Below are 16,559 nucleotides of genomic sequence, written 5' to 3'. Positions count from 1 at the left end.
GCCCTCTTCAGAGGGCGGTCTTTGTCGCTGCGCAGCTCAGTGCACCGTGCCGGTGTCGTCGGTGCCGGGCGGAGGTGAAGCGGGCGTGGCGCGGAAACCGGTGAGGCTCCACACGTCCTGGGCTTCGTCGTGGCGCAGGATGTAGCGGTTGCCGTCCGTGGCGATCACCCGAAAATAGGCCGCGCCGGGCGAATACCACTGGTCCTCAACGGAAGTGACCTCGTAGGGATGCCCGTCCAGAACGAAGCGCACGGGCCGCTCGTCGGCGCGATACCCCGCGTAGCATTCCACCTGAACCGTTTTTTCTGTGCTGGATTTTTCCGCCATGGCCGCCTCCACCACGGGCGCTTCAATCGTGGGCTTCCGCCTTGCGCCGCCGCGAATCCCTCTCCGCATTCCACGCCGCGCCCAGGAAAATCACCACCGCGGAGAGCTGCATCCACACCATCAGTCCGATGACCGCGGCCAATCCCCCATAAACCTGCCCGTACTGCATCCTGCGCACGTAGCCGCCCAGGAGCAGGTCCGCGAACCACCACAGCAGCGTGGCCAGCACCGCTCCGGGCAGCACCCCGCGCAGGCCGTGCTCCGCCGGGCGCGCCACCCGGTAAATTATGGTCAGCGCGGTCATGCTCAGGAGGATCGCGGCGACCTGGAAGAGCACCGTCCAGCTATTATGCAGCAGGCTGCGCCGCCCAAACTCTTCCGCCAACCAGTGCCGCAAGGGCCTTCCCAGCACGCCCAGGATCGACGCCGCCAGCATCGGCACCAGGGTCACCAGCAGCAGCACCAGTCCCCGGAATTGCCGGTGCCAGAAGCCGATTCGCTCGTGGTCCCCGTAGATCACGTGAATGCCTTCCATCACCAACTTCATCACCTGCGAGCCCGCCAGCAGCGTTCCCGTCCAGCCCACCAGCACCCATTTCCATGCGTGCGGTCCGCGCTTGATCAGATATTCCTCCACGAACTGCTGGCTGCCCGGCGGAAGAAAACTCGTGAGGTCGGCGATCAACTCGGGCAGATTGGCGCGCCCCCCCGCCGGGCTGGTGGCAAAGGCGATGGCGATCAGCAGCGTCGGGAAAAACGCCAGAAACAGGTTAAATGCGATGGCCTGCGAAATCATCCCGCAGCGCGGAAAGACCCGGCGGATAATGCGGTAGACGCGTGCGCTCAATCCGGACGAGGAAAGCATCCTAACTAGTATACCTGCCTGGACTGTCGCGCTTCGCTGCTCTTAAGCCGGCGTTTGCCCCGAACGCCGCGCAAGCGTAAACTGTTTGCGACTCCTTCGACCGACCGAGGATCCACGTCGTGGCCATTTCGGCAAAGCCCGCAACCCCCAGCGCAGTGCTCGCGCCCCAACCGTGCCGCGCATGAGCTCCCGGACTGCTTCCCTGCCGCTTCCCTTCGCCTGCCTGCTCCTCGCGGCGGCCCTGTTGTCTTCGGCCGCCCCCGCGCGCGCGCAGGCCCCGGAAAAGAAGCTCCTCTGGAAGCCGGTGGAATTTGCCATCCTGAAATTCGACAATGAGCCTCCGAAATCCTGGAACGCCTACCACGCCGAAGGCCGCCGCGGCTGGATCCTCATCCGCCTCTGGAAGCGCTACCTGCTCGTGGATCTCCGCGAGCAGGAGGTCTTCGATCTGGACCCCCAGAAGTTCGTCCCCGTTGACCGCTCCGCGGTCACACAGACTAAGGGCGCATCGCTGGAATGGCCGCTGGCGGAACTCCCGGAAAAACCCGTGGAGATTACAGAATGGAATGAGCGCGACGTCGGCCCGCTGCACCGTGTGCGCTTCCGCTTCGGCAAGAAGGGTCACGCTGTCGAAATCCAGCTTCCGCAGCGCGCCGACGGCCGCCCCATCTACTGATCGTACGACAGGCATTCCTGCCTGTTCTCTTTCTTCTTCCTTCTTCTTTTTTTATTTTTTTACTTCTTTACTTCTCTGATTCTTTAATTCCTTATCTCCGGTACACCCCGTACAGCCACGGGATCCCTAGCGCCCCGGACATGACCCCGACCACGATCGCGTCGCCGTCGCGAAAGCGGTCGAAATCGTCGGCCTCCGCCGCCAGCCGCTCGACGCGGTGCCCCGCGCGCCACGACGGCACCACCAGCCGCCGGCTGCCCCGCACGATGCCCTTCATCTCGAACTTCCCCACCACCATCGTCGGATGAAACTCCGGCTTGCCCGTGTCCAGCCGCCCGTTGACGAACAGTGTCGCCGCCAGCACCCACGGCAATGGGATGATCCCAAAATAGATGCGCTTGAGCACCTCCACTTCGCCGTGGCTGCGCGTGCGCCGCTCGATCAGCACCGCCAGGGCGATCGCCAGGAAAAAGACGATGCCGTAGAACACCATCATCGCGTCGAGATCCAGCGGCGGATAGATCTGGCTGATGTAGGGAAACAGCAGCGAACCGCCGAGAAAGACCAGTGTCCGCCGCAGCAATCGCCGCAGCAGCAGCACTTCCGCGGCCGCGGCCGTCAGCCCGCAGCCTGGGCACTGCTCCGCGCCGCGCTCGGCGCCGCACTCCAGACAGCGCTTCATGACCTTATCCCGGCTCGCTCCGCGCGAGCGCCTGTACAAACTGCTGATAGTGCTGGCGCGGCCCTTCTTCCGGCAGCGCCACGCTCACTCCCATGCCCCGCCCCGCCTCGACCCGCCGCACGAAGCAATCCACCTGCACCGGCTGGTCCAGCGTCAGCCACGCACGGAATCCCGCGCCCACCCACAGCGGGTCCGCCGATTCGATGAACATGCCGCTGGCGCTGGCGTCGCAAATTCGCCCGCGCAGCCGCTCCGAGCCCCACTCCATCTCCAGTTCCACGCTGCATGCAAACCGCGGCATCCTCCGCCGCTCCAGATTCCTCTCCCTCAGTTCTCTGTTGCCCATACGGCGCGCCACGCCCCCCGCCGGCATGCGCAGTCTACCTTACAGGACACCGCGCCATCCGGATTTGTTCCCGCCACCCTGCTACTTCTCCGCCTTCTCCCCGGCTCCCGCATGCATCCGTCGCGCCACTTCCGCCTGCAGATACTTGCGCAAACTTTCCGCCAGCAGCCCCGGCGCGGCCAGTTCCCGCAGGTCGCTCAGCGTCAGGTGGGGCAAGAAACTGAGCACCACCCCCAGCGGCGAAGCCGGATTCCGCACCAGCGCGATCCGTACGTTGTAGGAGACCGACCACTTGCGGTGGTGCGCCACCGCCTGCAGCACCGCCTCCGGCAGCTTCTCCCGCGCCAGCACCTTCAGCACGTGCCCTTCGTTCAAATTCGGATTGTCCAGCACTACCGCCAGCACGTGCGCATGCCCCTCCGCCAGCAGCGCCCCCGCCACGCGTCCCGGACCGCGCCGCGCCAGCGTCACCTTCTGCCCCAGCGCAATCTGCGGCATCCGGGCCAGCAATTGCTCCTCCGCCTGGCGCTTCAGCTCCGCGGAAACTCCGGGCAGCAGCGCCAGCTGCACCAAATCCATCAGATACAGGTCGCGCAGCAGCCGCAGGCTCACCAGCCGCGGCGCGTGCGGATGAAACGCAATCGCCCGCTTCACCCGGTAGCTCTTCAGCACCGCCTTGCGCCGCGCTACTTCCTCGAGAATTTCTCCCGGAAGATCCTTGCGCTCCAGCAGCCGGCACAGCTGCGCTTCCTTCAGCGCCCGGTTGTCCAGCAGCGCCCGCAGCACGTCCGGCGAGGAGTGCTGCAGCAGCGCCGCGAGCTCTTCCCCGCTCGCCGTCAGCGCCCGCTCGCGAATTGTGCTCTGGTCTTCCATCCTGCTCCGTCACTGCTTTGTCGCGCCGCGCCCCGCTCCGCCCGCCAATTTCAGCGCCAGCCGCGCCGCCGCTTCCGCCGGCGGCACCGCCGGCAGGCAGATTTTCGCTTGCGGCGCCGCCTGGCGCAGCCGTTCGTCGAGCTGCGCATCGAAATACGCGCTGCGCCCGATGAGCCCGCCGGCCTTGGCCAGCGCAAACGGCATCCCGCCGAGCCCCATGCGCTCGGCCAGCCCGCCCGCTAGCCTGGCCAGCTCCGCCGCGGCCTCGCGCAGAAGACCCTGCGCCGTCGCGTCACCGGCCGCAGCTTCTTCCGCGAGATACGGAAACACCCGCGGGTAGATCTCATCCGCCGCTTCCCGCGCCCGCGCCTGCACTTCCTCCCACGACGAAACTCCCAGCCCCTGCAGAATCCTCCGCCCCAGCGCGGATTCCACGCCGCTGCGCTCCCGCTCTTCCCGCGCCGCGGCTACCGCCTTGCGCCCAATGTCGTACGCGCTGCCCTCATCGCCCGTGCTCGGTCCCAGGCCGCCCGCGCGCATTACGTTTCCGGCCGCGTCGCGCCCGATCGCCGCGGAACCCGTTCCGGCCACCAGCACCACCGCCGGACTCTTGCCCACCGCCACCAGCGCCAGCTCCAGGTCCGTGCACACCCTCACCGCGCAACCCGGGAAGCCACGCTGCAGTTCCGCGCGCATCCGCTCCGCCATCTCTGCGCGTCCCGCGCCTGCTAGCCCCGCAACCAGCGCGGCCACATCTGCACGCGCCGCCTGCGCTGCAACCAGGGCCGCCTGCGCCGCCTCTTCCACAGCCGCCACCGCCGCTTCCACCCCCACGCGCAGCGGATTCGACGGTCCCGAGCGGCTGCGCGCCTGCACGCGCCCCTGCTCGTCCAGCAGCACGCACTCGGTCTTCGTCCCCCCGCCGTCCAGCCCCAAAACGCAGCGCATAGCAAAAGCATATGCCAGAACGGCGCGAAACGTAGCTCTTCTCCGCCCCCGCGTCGCCAAAAAGTCTGCAGCCCCGCTCCCTTCCCTTGACGCCCCGCACTTCCCCCTCTATCCTCAACCCGCTTCCCCGCGGCCTCTGCCGGGCCGCGCGGCGCAAGCACCGCATGCGCATCCATCCCATCGATCTGGCCATCGTCGTCGCCTATCTTCTGGGCGTGACCTCCCTCGGCGTCTATTTCCGCCGCGGCCAGCACACCGTCCACGACTATTTTCTCGGCGGGCGCACCGCTCCCTGGTGGGCCCTGGCCTTCTCCATCGTGGCCACGGAAACCTCCACGCTGACCATCATCGGCACCCCGGCGCTCTCCTACACCGGCAACCTGGCCTTCCTTCAGCTCGTCTTCGGCTATCTGCTCGGCCGCGTCTTGATCGTCCTCCTGTTGCTTCCCGGCTATTTCCGCGGAGAGCTCTACACCGCCTACGAGCTCATCGAAAAGCGTTTCGGCGAACGCATGCGCTCCGTGGCTGCCACTACGTTTCTGGTCACCCGCGCCGTCGCCGAAGGCGTGCGCGTTTCGGCCATCGCCCTGGTTGTCAGCGTCGTCCTTGGCACCTCTGAGCGTCTCGCCGTAGTCCTCGTCATCACCCTCACCATCCTCTACACCTTCGAAGGCGGCATGAAAGCCGTCATCTGGACCGACGTCGCCCAGCTCCTCCTCTATCTCACCGGCTCCGCCGTCACCTTCTTCGTCCTTCTTCACCGCATTCCCGGCGGTTGGACGGAAGTCGCGCAGACCGCCGCGGCCTCCGGCCACAAGCTGCGCTTCCTCGATTTTTCCTGGAACCTCTCCACCGAATTCACCATCTGGTCCGGCGTGCTCGGCGGGGCTTTTCTCACCATGGCCAGCCACGGCACCGACCAGACCATCGTGCAGCGCCTGCTCGCCGCCCGCGATCAGCGCGACAGCCGCCGCGCCCTCCTCGCCAGCGGCGTCATCATCCTCGCGCAGTTCGCCGTATTCTTGCTCATCGGCGTGCTCCTCTTCGTTTTCGCCCAGCACACCCCGCTTCTCGCTCCCGGCGAGCGCACCGACCGCGTCCTCCCGCTCTTCCTCGTCCGCGAAATGCCCCCCGGCCTCGCCGGCCTGCTCCTCGCCTCCATCCTCGCCGTGGCCATGTCCAACGCCAGCGGCTCCCTCAACTCCCTCGCCGCTTCCAGCGTCTTCGATTTCGCCGCCCTGCGCGGCCGCTCCGGCGACCCCGTGCGCTTCCTGCGCTTCTCGCGACGCATGACCCTGGTCTGGGGCGGCGTGCTCTTGGGCTTCGGCCTGGTCAACTGGGGTCCGCTCCTCAAAGCCGGCCTCACCGTGGCTTCCATCTCTTTCGGCAGCCTGCTCGGCCTGTTTCTCCTCGGCACGCTCGACCGCCGCGCCACTCCCAACGGCGCGCTGGTTGGCATGTTCGCCGGCCTCGCCGCCGTACTCGCCATCCATGCCTTTACCACGGTCGCCTTCACGTGGTACGTCTTACTGGGCGCGGCCATTACCTACACCGCCGGCGCCGCCGTCAGCCGCCTGGCAGCCCCGCGGGAAGATCACCCGCCGGAGATGGGACCCGCATGACCGAGAAACGCCTCGAGCTTGTCCGCGGCCTGGGTACCTGGTCCTCGGCGGCCATCGTCGTGGGCACCATGATCGGCACCGGCATCTTCCTCAAGCCCGCGGAGATGGCCCGCGAGGGCCGTTTCGTCTCCGTGGTCTTTGCCGCGTGGATCGTCGGCGCGGTGCTTTCGCTCTTCGGCGCCCTCGCCTTCGCCGAACTCGGCGCGGCCATCCCGGAGGCCGGCGGCGAATACGCCTATCTGCGCCGCGGCTTCAGTCCCGTCTGGGGCTTCCTCTTCGGCTGGATGCACTCCATCGTCGGCCGCACCGCCTCCGCCGCCTCCATCGCCGCCGGCCTGATGCGCTTTCTCGGCTTTCTCCTGCCCGCCGTGGCCGCGCCGCTCTTCACCGTGCACATCGCCCTCCCGGGTCTGCAGCGCTGGATTCCGCCCTACGATTTCGTCTTCACCTGGGCCCAACCCCTGGCCGTCCTGTGGCTCGCCCTGATGACCGGCATCAACTATCTCGGCGTGCGCCTCGGCGGCCGTGTCCAGGTGGGGCTCACGCTGATCAAGGTTTTTTCCGTGCTCATCGTTATCGGCGTGGCGCTTTTCGCGCCATCCCACGCCGCACACGCCGCGCCCGGTCCCATCTGGCCCGCCGCGCTCGATCGCGGCGTCTTCGGGGCCTTCCTCGCGGCCCTGGCCGCCGCGCTGTGGGCCTATGACGGCTGGGAAGATCTGAACCTGGTGGGCTCGGAGGTGCAGGATCCGCAGCGCAATTTTCCCCGGGCCCTGGTCGGCGGCGTGGCCTTCGTCGCCCTGGTCTATCTGCTCTTCAACGCTGCTTGCCTGCGCGTGCTCCCCTTCGGCGAAGTGGCCGCCTCGGCGCACGTGGCCTCCGACGTCGTCGCCCGCGTCGCCGGCAGCAACGCCGCCATCTGGATCACCTTGGCGATGGCCATCTCCGCTCTCGGCTCCATGAACTCTTCCATCCTCAGCGGCGCCCGCGTCCCTTACGCCATGGCCCGCGACGGCATCTTCTTCCGCATCGCCGGCGGCATCCACCCCAAGTTCCGCACTCCCGGCCGCGCCCTCGTCTTTCAGGGCGTCCTGGCCAGCGTCATGGCCCTCACCGGCACCTTCGAGGAGCTGACCAACCTCTTCATTTTTGCGGGATGGATTTTCTACGGCCTTGCCGTCGTGGCTCTCTTCCGCCTGCGCCGCACCGAGCCGGACCTGCCCCGCCCCTACCGCTGCTGGGGCTATCCCTGGGTCCCCGGCCTCTTCGTCGCCGGCGCTCTGGCCCTCACCGTCAATCTCTGGCTCGACCGCCCCGGCCGCTCTTCCATCGGCCTGCTCGTAATCCTCGCCGGCCTGCCCTTCTACCGCCGCTGGACCCGCTACCAAACTCCCGCCTGAGCCGCTCTCCCGCAGCGCACTTCACACCCCGCGCAAACTCCTGCGCACTTGTCATCCTGAAGGGTCGACGAAGTCGAACCCAAAAGATTTCCACCATCTGTGTTTGAAATACTGGATGTTGCGATTCTTCGCGCTCTGCATTCTCTATTTGTAGAGGAAATACTTCCGCCGCAGCGTTTCATACGCGGCGAGATCCGCCGCCCAGCTGCGCACCACTTCTTCCGGCGCCGCGCCCTGCTCCAGCATCTCTACCGTCGCGGTGTTGCCCAACAGCAGCAGCATCTTCCCCGCATCGAACTGCTGCGGGTATAGCTTCTTCAGCACCGTCGCGATCTCCATGCCCATGCGCAGCGGCCGCGCCACGTTGCGGTCGGTCACCCGCACGGCCACGCCGCCGCAGCGTTGCCCCCTGTACGGCCCCGCCCCCGGCAGGAACGGCGCCGCCTTGAACTTCAGCCCCGGCAACCGCCGCGCGTTCAATTCCGCGGCCACGCGCTCGCCGTCCAGCCACGGCGCGCCGAACTTCTCGAACGGCATCTCCGTGCCCCGCCCCACCGACAGATTCGCGTTCTGCAGAATCTCCAGCCCGGGATAGAGCACCGCACCCTTCAGCGTGCGCAGGGCCGGCGAAGGCGGAATCCAGCGTACGCCGGTATTGTCGTAGTACGCGCCGCGCCGCCAGTTGCGCATGGCAATCACGTGCAGCTCGCACCCGATCTTGTTCTCCGCGTTGAAGAGCTGCGCCAGTTCGCCGATCGTCAGCCCGTAACGCACCGGCAGCGGAAAATAGCCCGTGAAGCTGGTCTTATCCGGGTCCAGAACCGGCCCCTCCACAATCTCCCCGCCCAGCGGATTGGGCCGGTCCAGCACGTAAAACGCGATCCCCTGCTTCGCGGCTTCCTCCATGCAATAGGCCATCGTCGTCGTGTAGGTATAGAACCGCACGCCCGCGTCCTGGATGTCGAAGACCAGCGCGTCAATGCCCTGCAGCATCTCCTCGGTCGGGCGCCGCGTCTCGCCATAGAGGCTGTAGACCGGCAGTCCGGTCGCGGGATCTTTCGAACCCGCCACTTTGTCATCGGCGCGTCCCGCAATGCCGTGCTCCGGGCTGAACAGCGCCACCAGGTGCACGCCGGGCGCGTGCGCCAGCAGCTCGATCGCCGAGCGGCCTTGCGCGTCCACCCCCGTGTGGTTGGTGATCAGCCCCACGCGCTTCCCGCGCAGCGCCGCAAACTTCTCCGCCTCTAGCACGTCCAGCCCCGTTTGCGTGCGCACTCCGCGCCCGCGCTTGCCTGCGGCGTGTTTTGCTGCCCCGCGCTTCGCCGCGGCCGCGGGCCAATTCCCCAGCAGGCACGCCGCAATCACCAGCAGCACCCGCGCCCCACGAAACCAACCTTCTCTCCTCAGCCCCATTTTTCTCCTGTCTCTTCCCCGAACCGCCCACAATGATATGCTGGAACGCCGCCGCCCGCGCTGCGTTGTGAGCGCACTGGCCCTGTGCTATATACAGACGCAGGGTCTTGCCGTCAACCGGGGGGCGTCAACCGGGAGATACGCACTCGATGAAAGGACGCATCGCCGGACTCTTTCTTCTTCCACTGCTTCTTCTTATGGCCAACACTTCGCGCAGCCACAGCCGCTCCACACCGCAGGCGAAACCCCCGGCTCCAGCCGCGAAAAAAGCCAAGCCGGACCAGCGCCGCCTCTCTCCCGCCGCCGAGAAGTGGGTCGAATCCACACTCCGCAAGATGAGTGTCGAGGAAAAGGTCGGCCAGCTGCTCTTCACCACCTATCACGGCAGCCTGCTGGCTACCGACCGCGCGCCCTACGCGGAACTCCAGCACGACATCCAGAAGCTGCACGTCGGCGGCCTCATCAACGCCACCCTGATCTCGCCCCTGGGCATCGTCAAAAGCCAGGCCTACCCCAGCGCCGTCCTCGCCAACCAATTCCAGTCCATGGCCAAGCTTCCCCTGCTCATCGGCGCCGACTTCGAGCGCGGCACCGCCATGCGCCTCGACGAAGGCACCTCCTTCCCCATGGCCATGGCCGTCGCCGCCGCCGGCCGCCCGCAGGACGCCTACACTATGGGCAAGATCACCGCTCTCGAAGCCCGCGCTACCGGTATCCAGTGGATTTACGCCCCCGATGCCGACGTCAACAGCAATCCCGCCAATCCCATCATCAACACCCGCTCCTTCGGCGAAGATCCCGCGCGCGTCTCCCAATTCGTCACGCAGTTCATCCGCGGCGTCGAGGATAACGGCGCCCTGGCCACCGCCAAGCACTTCCCCGGCCACGGCGACACCTCCACCGACTCGCACCTCGATCTCCCTGTGGTCCACGCCGATAAAGAGCGCCTCGACCGGCTCGAGCTCGCGCCCTTCCGCGCCGCCATCGCCGCCGGCGTCAGCTCCATCATGACCGGCCACCTCTCCGTCCCCGCTCTGGAGCCCGATCCCGACACGCCCGCTACGCTCTCTTCCAACATCCTCACCGGCCTGCTGCGCCAGCGACTCGGCTTCCACGGCCTCATCGTCACCGATGCCATGAACATGGGTGGCATCACCGTGCGCTACGCCCCCGGCGAAGCCGCCGTGCGCGCCGTCCTCGCCGGCGCTGATTGCCTGCTCATGCCCCCGGTGCCCAACGCCGCCTTCGAAGCCCTCAAAGACGCCGTGGCCTCCGGCCGCATCCCGCGCCAGCGCCTCGACGAATCCGTGCGCCGCATTCTCCGCGCCAAGGCCCGCCTCGGCCTCCAGAAAAATCGCCTGGTGGACGTCAACGCACTCAACAACCACTTTGCCAAAACCGGCTTCGAGCAGGCCGCGCAAGACATCGGCGACCGCGGCATCACCCTGCTCCGCGACACCGCGCACCTTCTCCCTCTCGACCCCACCAAGCCCGTTCGCGCACTCCTTCTCGCCGTCTCCGGCGATCCCGAACCTTACCCCGCCGAAGACCTCGAGCGCGAGCTGCGCTGGCGCGTCGATTCCCTCACCACCGTGCGCACCGACACCCAATTCGTGCTGGCCCAAACCGTCAAGCTCCCGCCTCCTGGCAGCTATGACGTAGCCATCGTCGCCCTCTTCGTCCGCGTCAGCGACCGCAAAGGCAGCGTCGAACTTCCCGCGGAGCAGGCCGCGCTCGTCCGGCAGGTCTTCTCCAGCGGCAAGCCCGTCGTCTGCATCGGCTTCGGCAGCCCCTATCTCATCGAGCGCTTTCCCCAGGCGGAAACCTGGCTGGCGGCAATGGGCATCAGTGATGTCGTGCAGATCTCCGCCGCGCGCGCCCTCTTCGGCCAGATCGCCATCGCCGGGCGCCTGCCCGTCAGCATTCCCGCCGCCAATCTCAAGGCCGGCGACGGCATCGCTCTCCCCGCCAATCCCATGACCCTCGAGCCCATGGACACCCGCGGCGAAGCCCTGCTCCACCCGGCCTACGGCGTGATCGAGCGTGCCGTCGCCGACAAAGCCTTTCCCGGCGCGGTCTTGGCCGTCGGCTACCGCGGCAAGCTCGCCGTGCACCCCTTCGGCAACCTCAGCTACGCCGCCAAATCTCCCGCCGTCACCCCCGCCACCATTTACGACATCGCCTCGCTCAGCAAAGTCGTCAGCACCACCACGCTCACCGCGCGCCTGGTCGAGGGGGACTTCCCCGTTCCTCTCGATCTGGACCTGCCCATCGAGCGCTATCTCCCCGAATGGAAGACCGGCCCGCAGCCCGAATGGCGCCACCGCGTCACCGCCCGCCATCTCCTCACGCACACTTCCGGCCTGCCGCCCTTCAAGGAATACTGGCGCACCTCCAAAAGCAAGCGCGAAACCCTCGCCGCGATCTTCGCCGAGCCGCTCGAATCCGAGCCCGGCGCCAAAGAGGTCTATTCCGACCTGGGCATCATCCTCCTCGGAGAAATCATCGAGCGCCTCACCGGCCAGCCCCTCGACGCACTGGCCCAGCAGCAGCTTTTCGTGCCCCTCGGCATGCACGACACGCAATACAATCCCCCGAAAAAACTCTGGCCGCTCATCGCCCCCACCGAATTCGACAAGATCCTGCGCAAGCGTCTCGTCCAGGGCCAGGTCCACGACGAAAATGCCTTCGTCATGGGCGGCGTCGCCGGACACGCCGGCCTCTTCAGCACCGCCCCGGATCTCGCCGTCTTCTGCCAGATGCTCCTCAACGGCGGCATCTACGCCCACCACCGCCTGCTCCGCCGCTCGACCGTCGTACAGTTCACCGCCCCGGAAAAGCTCGCCAACGGCGCGCGCACCCTCGGCTGGGCCGTGCCCACCGAAAACTCCTCCAGCGGACACTTCTTCTCGCCGCACAGCTTCGGCCACACCGGCTTCACCGGCACCTCCATCTGGATCGACCCCGATCGCCAGCTCTTCGTCATCCTGCTCACCAACCGCGTCCACCCCACCCGCGAAAACCACAAGATCGCCGACGTCCGCCCCGCCGTCCACGACGCCGTCCTCCAGGGTCTGGGCCTCGCCCCCGCGGCCGCCTCCCCCGCCTCCGCCCCCCGCTGACATCCTTTCCTTTTGGCGTCTCTCCTCCCAAGCCCCCGCCCGCTTTTTCCGGGGTCTCCGCATCTCAACTCCCCTCCTCCCCTATTTTCTCTGCGTCCTTCTCCGCGCCCTCTGCGTCTCTGCGTTATCTTTTTCCTTCTTCTCCCCTCTCCCGCCACCCCGGCCGCAAAAGATGTCACTTTCCGCACTCTTTCCCCACGCATCGCCCGCGCATCCGCTCATCCCGCGGGTATAATGCGGCGATGCCTCCCCGCAAGAACGCCGTCCGCCGCACCGAACAGCGCAACCCCGCCTCGCGCGGCCTGGACCGCCTCTCCTCGGAAAAAATTCTCCGCGTGATGAACCGCGAAGACACCAAGGTCCCCCGCGCCGTCGCCCGCGAAATTCCCGCGATCGCCCGCGCCGTGGACGCCATCGTCCGCGCCATCCGCAGCGGCGGCAGGCTTTTCTACGTCGGCGCCGGCACCAGCGGCCGCCTCGCCGTCCTCGACGCCGCCGAGTGCCCGCCCACCTTCGGCACCTCCCCCCGCCTCGTGCAGGCGGTGATCGCCGGAGGCCGCCGCGCCCTCACCGGCGCCGTCGAAGGCGCGGAAGATTCCTACCCCCACGGTGCGCGCGACCTGCGGCGCAAGAACCTCACCGCCCGCGACGTCGTCGTCGGCATCGCCGCCAGCGGCGCCACTCCCTACGTCCTCGGCGCGCTCGCCTATGCACGCCAGCGCCGCGCCGTCACCGTGGCCATCACTTCCGATCCCGGTTCGTCCCTGGCCCGCGCCGCCCGCATCCCCATCGTTCCTGCCGTCGGCTCCGAAGTCCTCACCGGCTCCACGCGCCTGAAAGCCGGCACCGCACAGAAATTGGTCCTCAACATGCTCTCTACCGCCGCGATGGCGCGCCTCGGCCATGTGTACGATAATTGGATGATTGACGTGGCGCTGACCAATCGGAAGTTACGCCGGCGCGGCTTGCGCATCCTCAGCGAAGCAAGCGGCCGCCGGCCGTCTGCCGCGGCACACGCCCTGCGTCAGGCCCGACATGATCTCCGCGCCGCGCTGGTCATGCTCAAGCGCGGCGTCACGGCTCGCGAAGCGCGCACTCTCCTGCGGCGCGCCGGCGGCAATCTCCGCCGCGCGCTCGGCGAGTAGCGGAAACCTGTAGCGCGGGGCGAAGCCCCGCGGCCTTTCCAGTAAGAAAGGTAACGTTTCAACGAGCATTTCGTCGAAACGTTGACCGCTTCGCGGTCACAGAAATCAAGGACGGTACAAAGACGGCCCATGGACAAATTCCTCATTCGCGGCGGCAAGCCGCTGCACGGCACGGTGGCCATCAGCGGCGCCAAGAACTCCGCGCTGCCGTTGATGGCCGCGGCCCTGCTCACCGCCGAACCCGTCAAGCTCCACAACATCCCCCGCGTCCGCGACATCATCACCATGGGCAAACTCCTCGCGCACATGTCCGCGCACGTCTTCACTCAGGAATTTCCCGCCACCGACTACCTCATCGAAGCCGCCACCCTCAACGACGCCGAAGCTCCCTACGAGCTTGTGCGCACCATGCGCGCCTCCATCCTCACCCTCGGCCCGCTCGTCGCCCGCCTCGGCAAGGCCCGCGTCTCCCTCCCCGGCGGCTGCGCCATCGGCGCCCGCCCCGTGGATCTCCATCTCTCCGCCCTCGAAAAAATGGGCGCGGAGATCACCACCAGCCACGGCTACGTCGAAGCCGCCGTACCCAAAGGCGGCCGCCTCCAGGGCGCGCACATCGTCTTTGAAAAGATCACCGTCACCGGCACGGAAAATATCCTCATGGCCGCGGCTCTCGCCGAGGGCGAAACCATCCTCGAAAATTCCGCGCGCGAGCCGGAGATCACCGACCTCCTCGAGCTCCTCCGCAAGATGGGCGCGGACATTTCCGGCGACGGCACCTCCACCCTGCGCATTCGCGGCAAGGATAAGCTGCACGGCGCCGAGCACACCGTCATCCCCGACCGCATCGAAGCCGGCACCTTCCTCGTCGCCGGCGCCATCACCGGCGGTGATCTCCTCCTCACCGGCTGCGCCCCCGAACACCTCGGCGCCGTCCTCGAGAAGCTTCGCCAGACCGGCGTGCGCATTGACACGGACACTCCCGGCACCATGCGCGTCCGCCCCGCCAAAAATCTCGTGGCCGCCGACGTCACCACCGAGGAGTACCCCGGCTTCGCCACCGACATGCAGGCCCAGTACATGGCCCTGGCCACTCAGGCCGAAGGCACCTCCATCATCACCGAAACCATCTTCGAGAACCGCTTCCTCCACGCCAGCGAAATGATGCGCATGGGCGCCAACATCTCCATCGACGGCCGCCGCGCCGTCGTTCGCGGCCCCGCTCCCCTCACCGGCACCTCCGTCCTCGCCTCCGACCTCCGCGCCAGCGCCTCCCTGGTCCTCGCCGGCCTCGTCGCCCAGGGCGAAACCCTCATCGACCGCGTCTACCATATCGACCGCGGCTACGAAGGCATCGTCGAAAAACTCTCCGCCGTCGGCGCGGACATCCACCGCGTCCACGCCCCCTCCTCCTAACTCCGCACATCGCCTCCCCGCAAAAACAAAAATCCCCACTCTTCTGCCTTCGCAAAAGAGTGGGGCGCATGCCGGCAAATTCCTTTTTTGACCTCTAACCGAACGATCCCGCCGCTGGACAGCGCGTGCGGCCTACCCGTTGCATGTATGCGACGTTATTGTTCCAGGGAAGGAGCGACGGCTCCCGCATCCGATCCCAAGTCCGGTACGACAGCAGCGGGAACTCCACGCCAGGCGCGGTAACCCTCCTTCATAAGACTGAAGATCACCCGGCGATTTTCTTTCAGCACCTGCCACCAGGCCCGTGGACCCATCTGCGGGAAGTAGATCCCGCGAAAACAGAGGCGTGAGATCAGAATGTTTACACGGTACCCAAGAGGTTTGTGACCCACTGAGTTGACGGCATGTTCGATGGCTTCCGGGCTATAGGAATTGGCCCAGCCCTTCTTCACCTCGGCATGTGCTTCCGCGATGCTCATTTTCAGCGGCGTGTGCGCCATCGCGAAGGGTATAAATTCCTGCCAATGCTTCGGCCGCGTCAAACGCCCCGCAGCTTCCAGTCTTTTGAAAAGTGGCGTCCCGGGCAGCGGGGTAAGTAAACCAAATATGGGCAGCCCGGGAGGCCAACCGCGGATTTCCTGCAGCGTGCGTTCCGCAACTCCCGTGGTGTCGTTATCCATCCCGAAAATAAACGATGTAATGGCAAAGACGTTGCGCTGCGCCAATCTCTCCAGCACCGCCGCATACTCACCCGGCTTGTTGAACCCTTTGTTCACGTCCTTGAGGTTGGCGGGATCGATGGACTCCATGCCGATGAAGATCCACTTGCCGCCCGCCGCTGCGATCAGGTCCACCAGTTCCTCGTCGCGCAGCAGATTGGCGCTGATCTGCGCCACCCAGTGCACCTGGGCGCCGGCGGCGATGATGTCCCGCAGAAGAGACTTGGTGCGCTTCACATTGATCGCAAAGTTGTCGTCGATGAAAAAGACGGCCATCTGCCCGCGCTCTTTCGTTGCGCGCGCCTTTAATAGCAGCAGCTCGTTGACCACGCTTTCGTTGCTGCGGAAGCGGATCGAGTCTCCAAAAAAGCCGGTGACCGTGCAGAACTCGCATCCGTAAGGACAACCGCGCCCGGATTCCACCGGAATGATGCGGAACGTTCCCCACCCGGCCCCCAGCTTGCGCAGCAGCGGGGTCGCCACTTTGGGAACCAGATTAAATTGCTCCAGGTCGATTTTGTCCCACGGAATTTCCGGATACGCCTCCAGGGAAGGTTTGCTTTCCTGGCCAAACGCATCCACGGGGGCGTAAATATCCTTCAGCTTGCCCTGCGCCGCGTCCGCCACGATTCGCGGCCACGTTTGATCGGCCTCCCCGAGCGCTACCGCATCCGCATGACGTGATCCGCCGTTTCGCCCCAGCGCTTCCTCGGCCATTTCGGTCACGTGCGGCCCGCCCATCACCACCGGCACGCCTGCTGCGCGCACCGCGTCGGCGACGCGATACGCTTTGGCGATCATGCGCGTCATGGCTCCGATGCCCACGAGTCCGATGTTTTGTTCGCGCACGTATCGCGCGATGCCTTCTTCATCCATGGGCTGCGCATTCCCGTCAATGAGCAGGACCTCATGGCCGGCCGGCGTGAGCGCTTTCAGCAAAAACATCCAAAGATGCGGCATGAAATTGCGCGTGACGCCGTTATCCGGGTTGTACAGAAGAATTCGCAA

At 66.4% G+C, this 16,559-nt stretch carries 14 protein-coding genes; 6 read left to right on the top strand and 8 right to left on the bottom strand.

Features of this window, described 5'->3' with window-relative positions; genetic code table 11:
- Positions 1–36: 36 nt before the first annotated feature.
- Together LAN61_06885 and LAN61_06880 are read right to left on the bottom strand one after the other, a co-directional pair.
- Positions 37–327 (bottom strand): hypothetical protein, encoded by a 291-nt coding sequence (locus LAN61_06885; GenBank protein ID MBZ5540232.1) that lies wholly within the window; start codon positions 325–327, stop codon positions 37–39.
- A gap of 22 nt (positions 328–349) precedes the next feature.
- Positions 350–1,174, bottom strand: a complete 825-nt coding sequence (locus tag LAN61_06880) for a YihY/virulence factor BrkB family protein (GenBank protein MBZ5540231.1) — start codon at positions 1,172–1,174, stop codon at positions 350–352.
- A 199-nt stretch (positions 1,175–1,373) separates the two neighbouring features.
- Between LAN61_06880 and LAN61_06875 the strand changes: the two genes are divergently transcribed.
- Positions 1,374–1,868 (top strand): hypothetical protein, encoded by a 495-nt coding sequence (locus LAN61_06875; protein MBZ5540230.1) that lies wholly within the window; start codon positions 1,374–1,376, stop codon positions 1,866–1,868.
- 91 nt (positions 1,869–1,959) lie between these two features.
- Here LAN61_06875 and LAN61_06870 read toward each other — a convergent pair whose 3' ends face one another.
- From LAN61_06870 to LAN61_06855, 4 genes are all read right to left on the bottom strand, one after another.
- The gene (locus LAN61_06870; GenBank protein ID MBZ5540229.1) at positions 1,960–2,550 is read right to left on the bottom strand and encodes a hypothetical protein; all 591 of its coding nucleotides are present in this window, start codon (positions 2,548–2,550) and stop codon (positions 1,960–1,962) included.
- Between the two features lie 4 nt (positions 2,551–2,554).
- Complete coding sequence (locus tag LAN61_06865) at positions 2,555–2,851, bottom strand: PilZ domain-containing protein (GenBank protein ID MBZ5540228.1); 297 nt, start codon at positions 2,849–2,851, stop codon at positions 2,555–2,557.
- Between the two features lie 126 nt (positions 2,852–2,977).
- Positions 2,978–3,769, bottom strand: a complete 792-nt coding sequence (locus LAN61_06860; GenBank protein MBZ5540227.1) for a hypothetical protein — start codon at positions 3,767–3,769, stop codon at positions 2,978–2,980.
- A gap of 9 nt (positions 3,770–3,778) precedes the next feature.
- Positions 3,779–4,717, bottom strand: coding sequence for a hypothetical protein (locus LAN61_06855; GenBank protein MBZ5540226.1), 939 nt, complete (start codon positions 4,715–4,717; stop codon positions 3,779–3,781).
- Between the two features lie 164 nt (positions 4,718–4,881).
- On the opposite strand from LAN61_06855, the gene LAN61_06850 reads away from it, so the two are divergent.
- Both LAN61_06850 and LAN61_06845 read left to right on the top strand, forming a co-directional pair.
- Complete coding sequence (locus LAN61_06850) at positions 4,882–6,339, top strand: sodium:solute symporter (protein ID MBZ5540225.1); 1,458 nt, start codon at positions 4,882–4,884, stop codon at positions 6,337–6,339.
- Entirely contained in the window at positions 6,336–7,739 is a 1,404-nt protein-coding gene (locus LAN61_06845; GenBank protein MBZ5540224.1) for an amino acid permease, read from the top strand. Before LAN61_06850 ends, LAN61_06845 begins: the two co-directional genes overlap by 4 nt.
- Before the next feature lie 144 nt (positions 7,740–7,883).
- On the opposite strand, the gene LAN61_06840 is transcribed toward LAN61_06845, so the two are convergent.
- Positions 7,884–9,152, bottom strand: coding sequence for a DUF1343 domain-containing protein (locus LAN61_06840; GenBank protein MBZ5540223.1), 1,269 nt, complete (start codon positions 9,150–9,152; stop codon positions 7,884–7,886).
- Between the two features lie 149 nt (positions 9,153–9,301).
- Between LAN61_06840 and LAN61_06835 the strand changes: the two genes are divergently transcribed.
- The 3 genes from LAN61_06835 (at position 9,302) to murA (ending at position 14,832) form a co-directional block, all read left to right on the top strand.
- Entirely contained in the window at positions 9,302–12,274 is a 2,973-nt protein-coding gene (locus tag LAN61_06835; protein MBZ5540222.1) for a serine hydrolase, read from the top strand.
- Positions 12,275–12,516: 242 nt separating this feature from the next.
- Positions 12,517–13,419, top strand: coding sequence for an N-acetylmuramic acid 6-phosphate etherase (gene murQ / locus LAN61_06830; GenBank protein ID MBZ5540221.1), 903 nt, complete (start codon positions 12,517–12,519; stop codon positions 13,417–13,419).
- A gap of 129 nt (positions 13,420–13,548) precedes the next feature.
- Positions 13,549–14,832, top strand: a complete 1,284-nt coding sequence (gene murA / locus LAN61_06825) for a UDP-N-acetylglucosamine 1-carboxyvinyltransferase (GenBank protein ID MBZ5540220.1) — start codon at positions 13,549–13,551, stop codon at positions 14,830–14,832.
- Between the two features lie 155 nt (positions 14,833–14,987).
- On the opposite strand, the gene LAN61_06820 is transcribed toward murA, so the two are convergent.
- A complete protein-coding gene (locus tag LAN61_06820) occupies positions 14,988–16,559 on the bottom strand; it encodes a B12-binding domain-containing radical SAM protein (protein ID MBZ5540219.1) in 1,572 nt (523 codons plus the stop codon).

Source organism: Terriglobia bacterium (assembly GCA_020072785.1).
Classification (GTDB): domain Bacteria; phylum Acidobacteriota; class Terriglobia; order Acidiferrales; family UBA7541; genus Acidiferrum.
This window is presented reverse-complemented; position numbering and strand designations above follow the sequence as displayed.

What these genes read in the sequence shown, in the direction of transcription:
- LAN61_06840 (MBZ5540223.1), bottom strand. Translation starts at nt 9,152, where the DNA reads ATGGGGCTGAGGAGAGAAGGTTGGTTTCGTGGGGCGCGGGTGCTGCTG.
- LAN61_06865 (MBZ5540228.1), bottom strand. Translation starts at nt 2,851, where the DNA reads ATGCCGCGGTTTGCATGCAGCGTGGAACTGGAGATGGAGTGGGGCTCG.
- murA (MBZ5540220.1), top strand. Translation starts at nt 13,549, where the DNA reads ATGGACAAATTCCTCATTCGCGGCGGCAAGCCGCTGCACGGCACGGTG.
- LAN61_06835 (MBZ5540222.1), top strand. Translation starts at nt 9,302, where the DNA reads ATGAAAGGACGCATCGCCGGACTCTTTCTTCTTCCACTGCTTCTTCTT.
- LAN61_06850 (MBZ5540225.1), top strand. Translation starts at nt 4,882, where the DNA reads ATGCGCATCCATCCCATCGATCTGGCCATCGTCGTCGCCTATCTTCTG.
- LAN61_06855 (MBZ5540226.1), bottom strand. Translation starts at nt 4,717, where the DNA reads ATGCGCTGCGTTTTGGGGCTGGACGGCGGGGGGACGAAGACCGAGTGC.
- LAN61_06875 (MBZ5540230.1), top strand. Translation starts at nt 1,374, where the DNA reads ATGAGCTCCCGGACTGCTTCCCTGCCGCTTCCCTTCGCCTGCCTGCTC.
- LAN61_06845 (MBZ5540224.1), top strand. Translation starts at nt 6,336, where the DNA reads ATGACCGAGAAACGCCTCGAGCTTGTCCGCGGCCTGGGTACCTGGTCC.
- murQ (MBZ5540221.1), top strand. Translation starts at nt 12,517, where the DNA reads ATGCCTCCCCGCAAGAACGCCGTCCGCCGCACCGAACAGCGCAACCCC.
- LAN61_06885 (MBZ5540232.1), bottom strand. Translation starts at nt 327, where the DNA reads ATGGCGGAAAAATCCAGCACAGAAAAAACGGTTCAGGTGGAATGCTAC.
- LAN61_06870 (MBZ5540229.1), bottom strand. Translation starts at nt 2,550, where the DNA reads ATGAAGCGCTGTCTGGAGTGCGGCGCCGAGCGCGGCGCGGAGCAGTGC.
- LAN61_06860 (MBZ5540227.1), bottom strand. Translation starts at nt 3,769, where the DNA reads ATGGAAGACCAGAGCACAATTCGCGAGCGGGCGCTGACGGCGAGCGGG.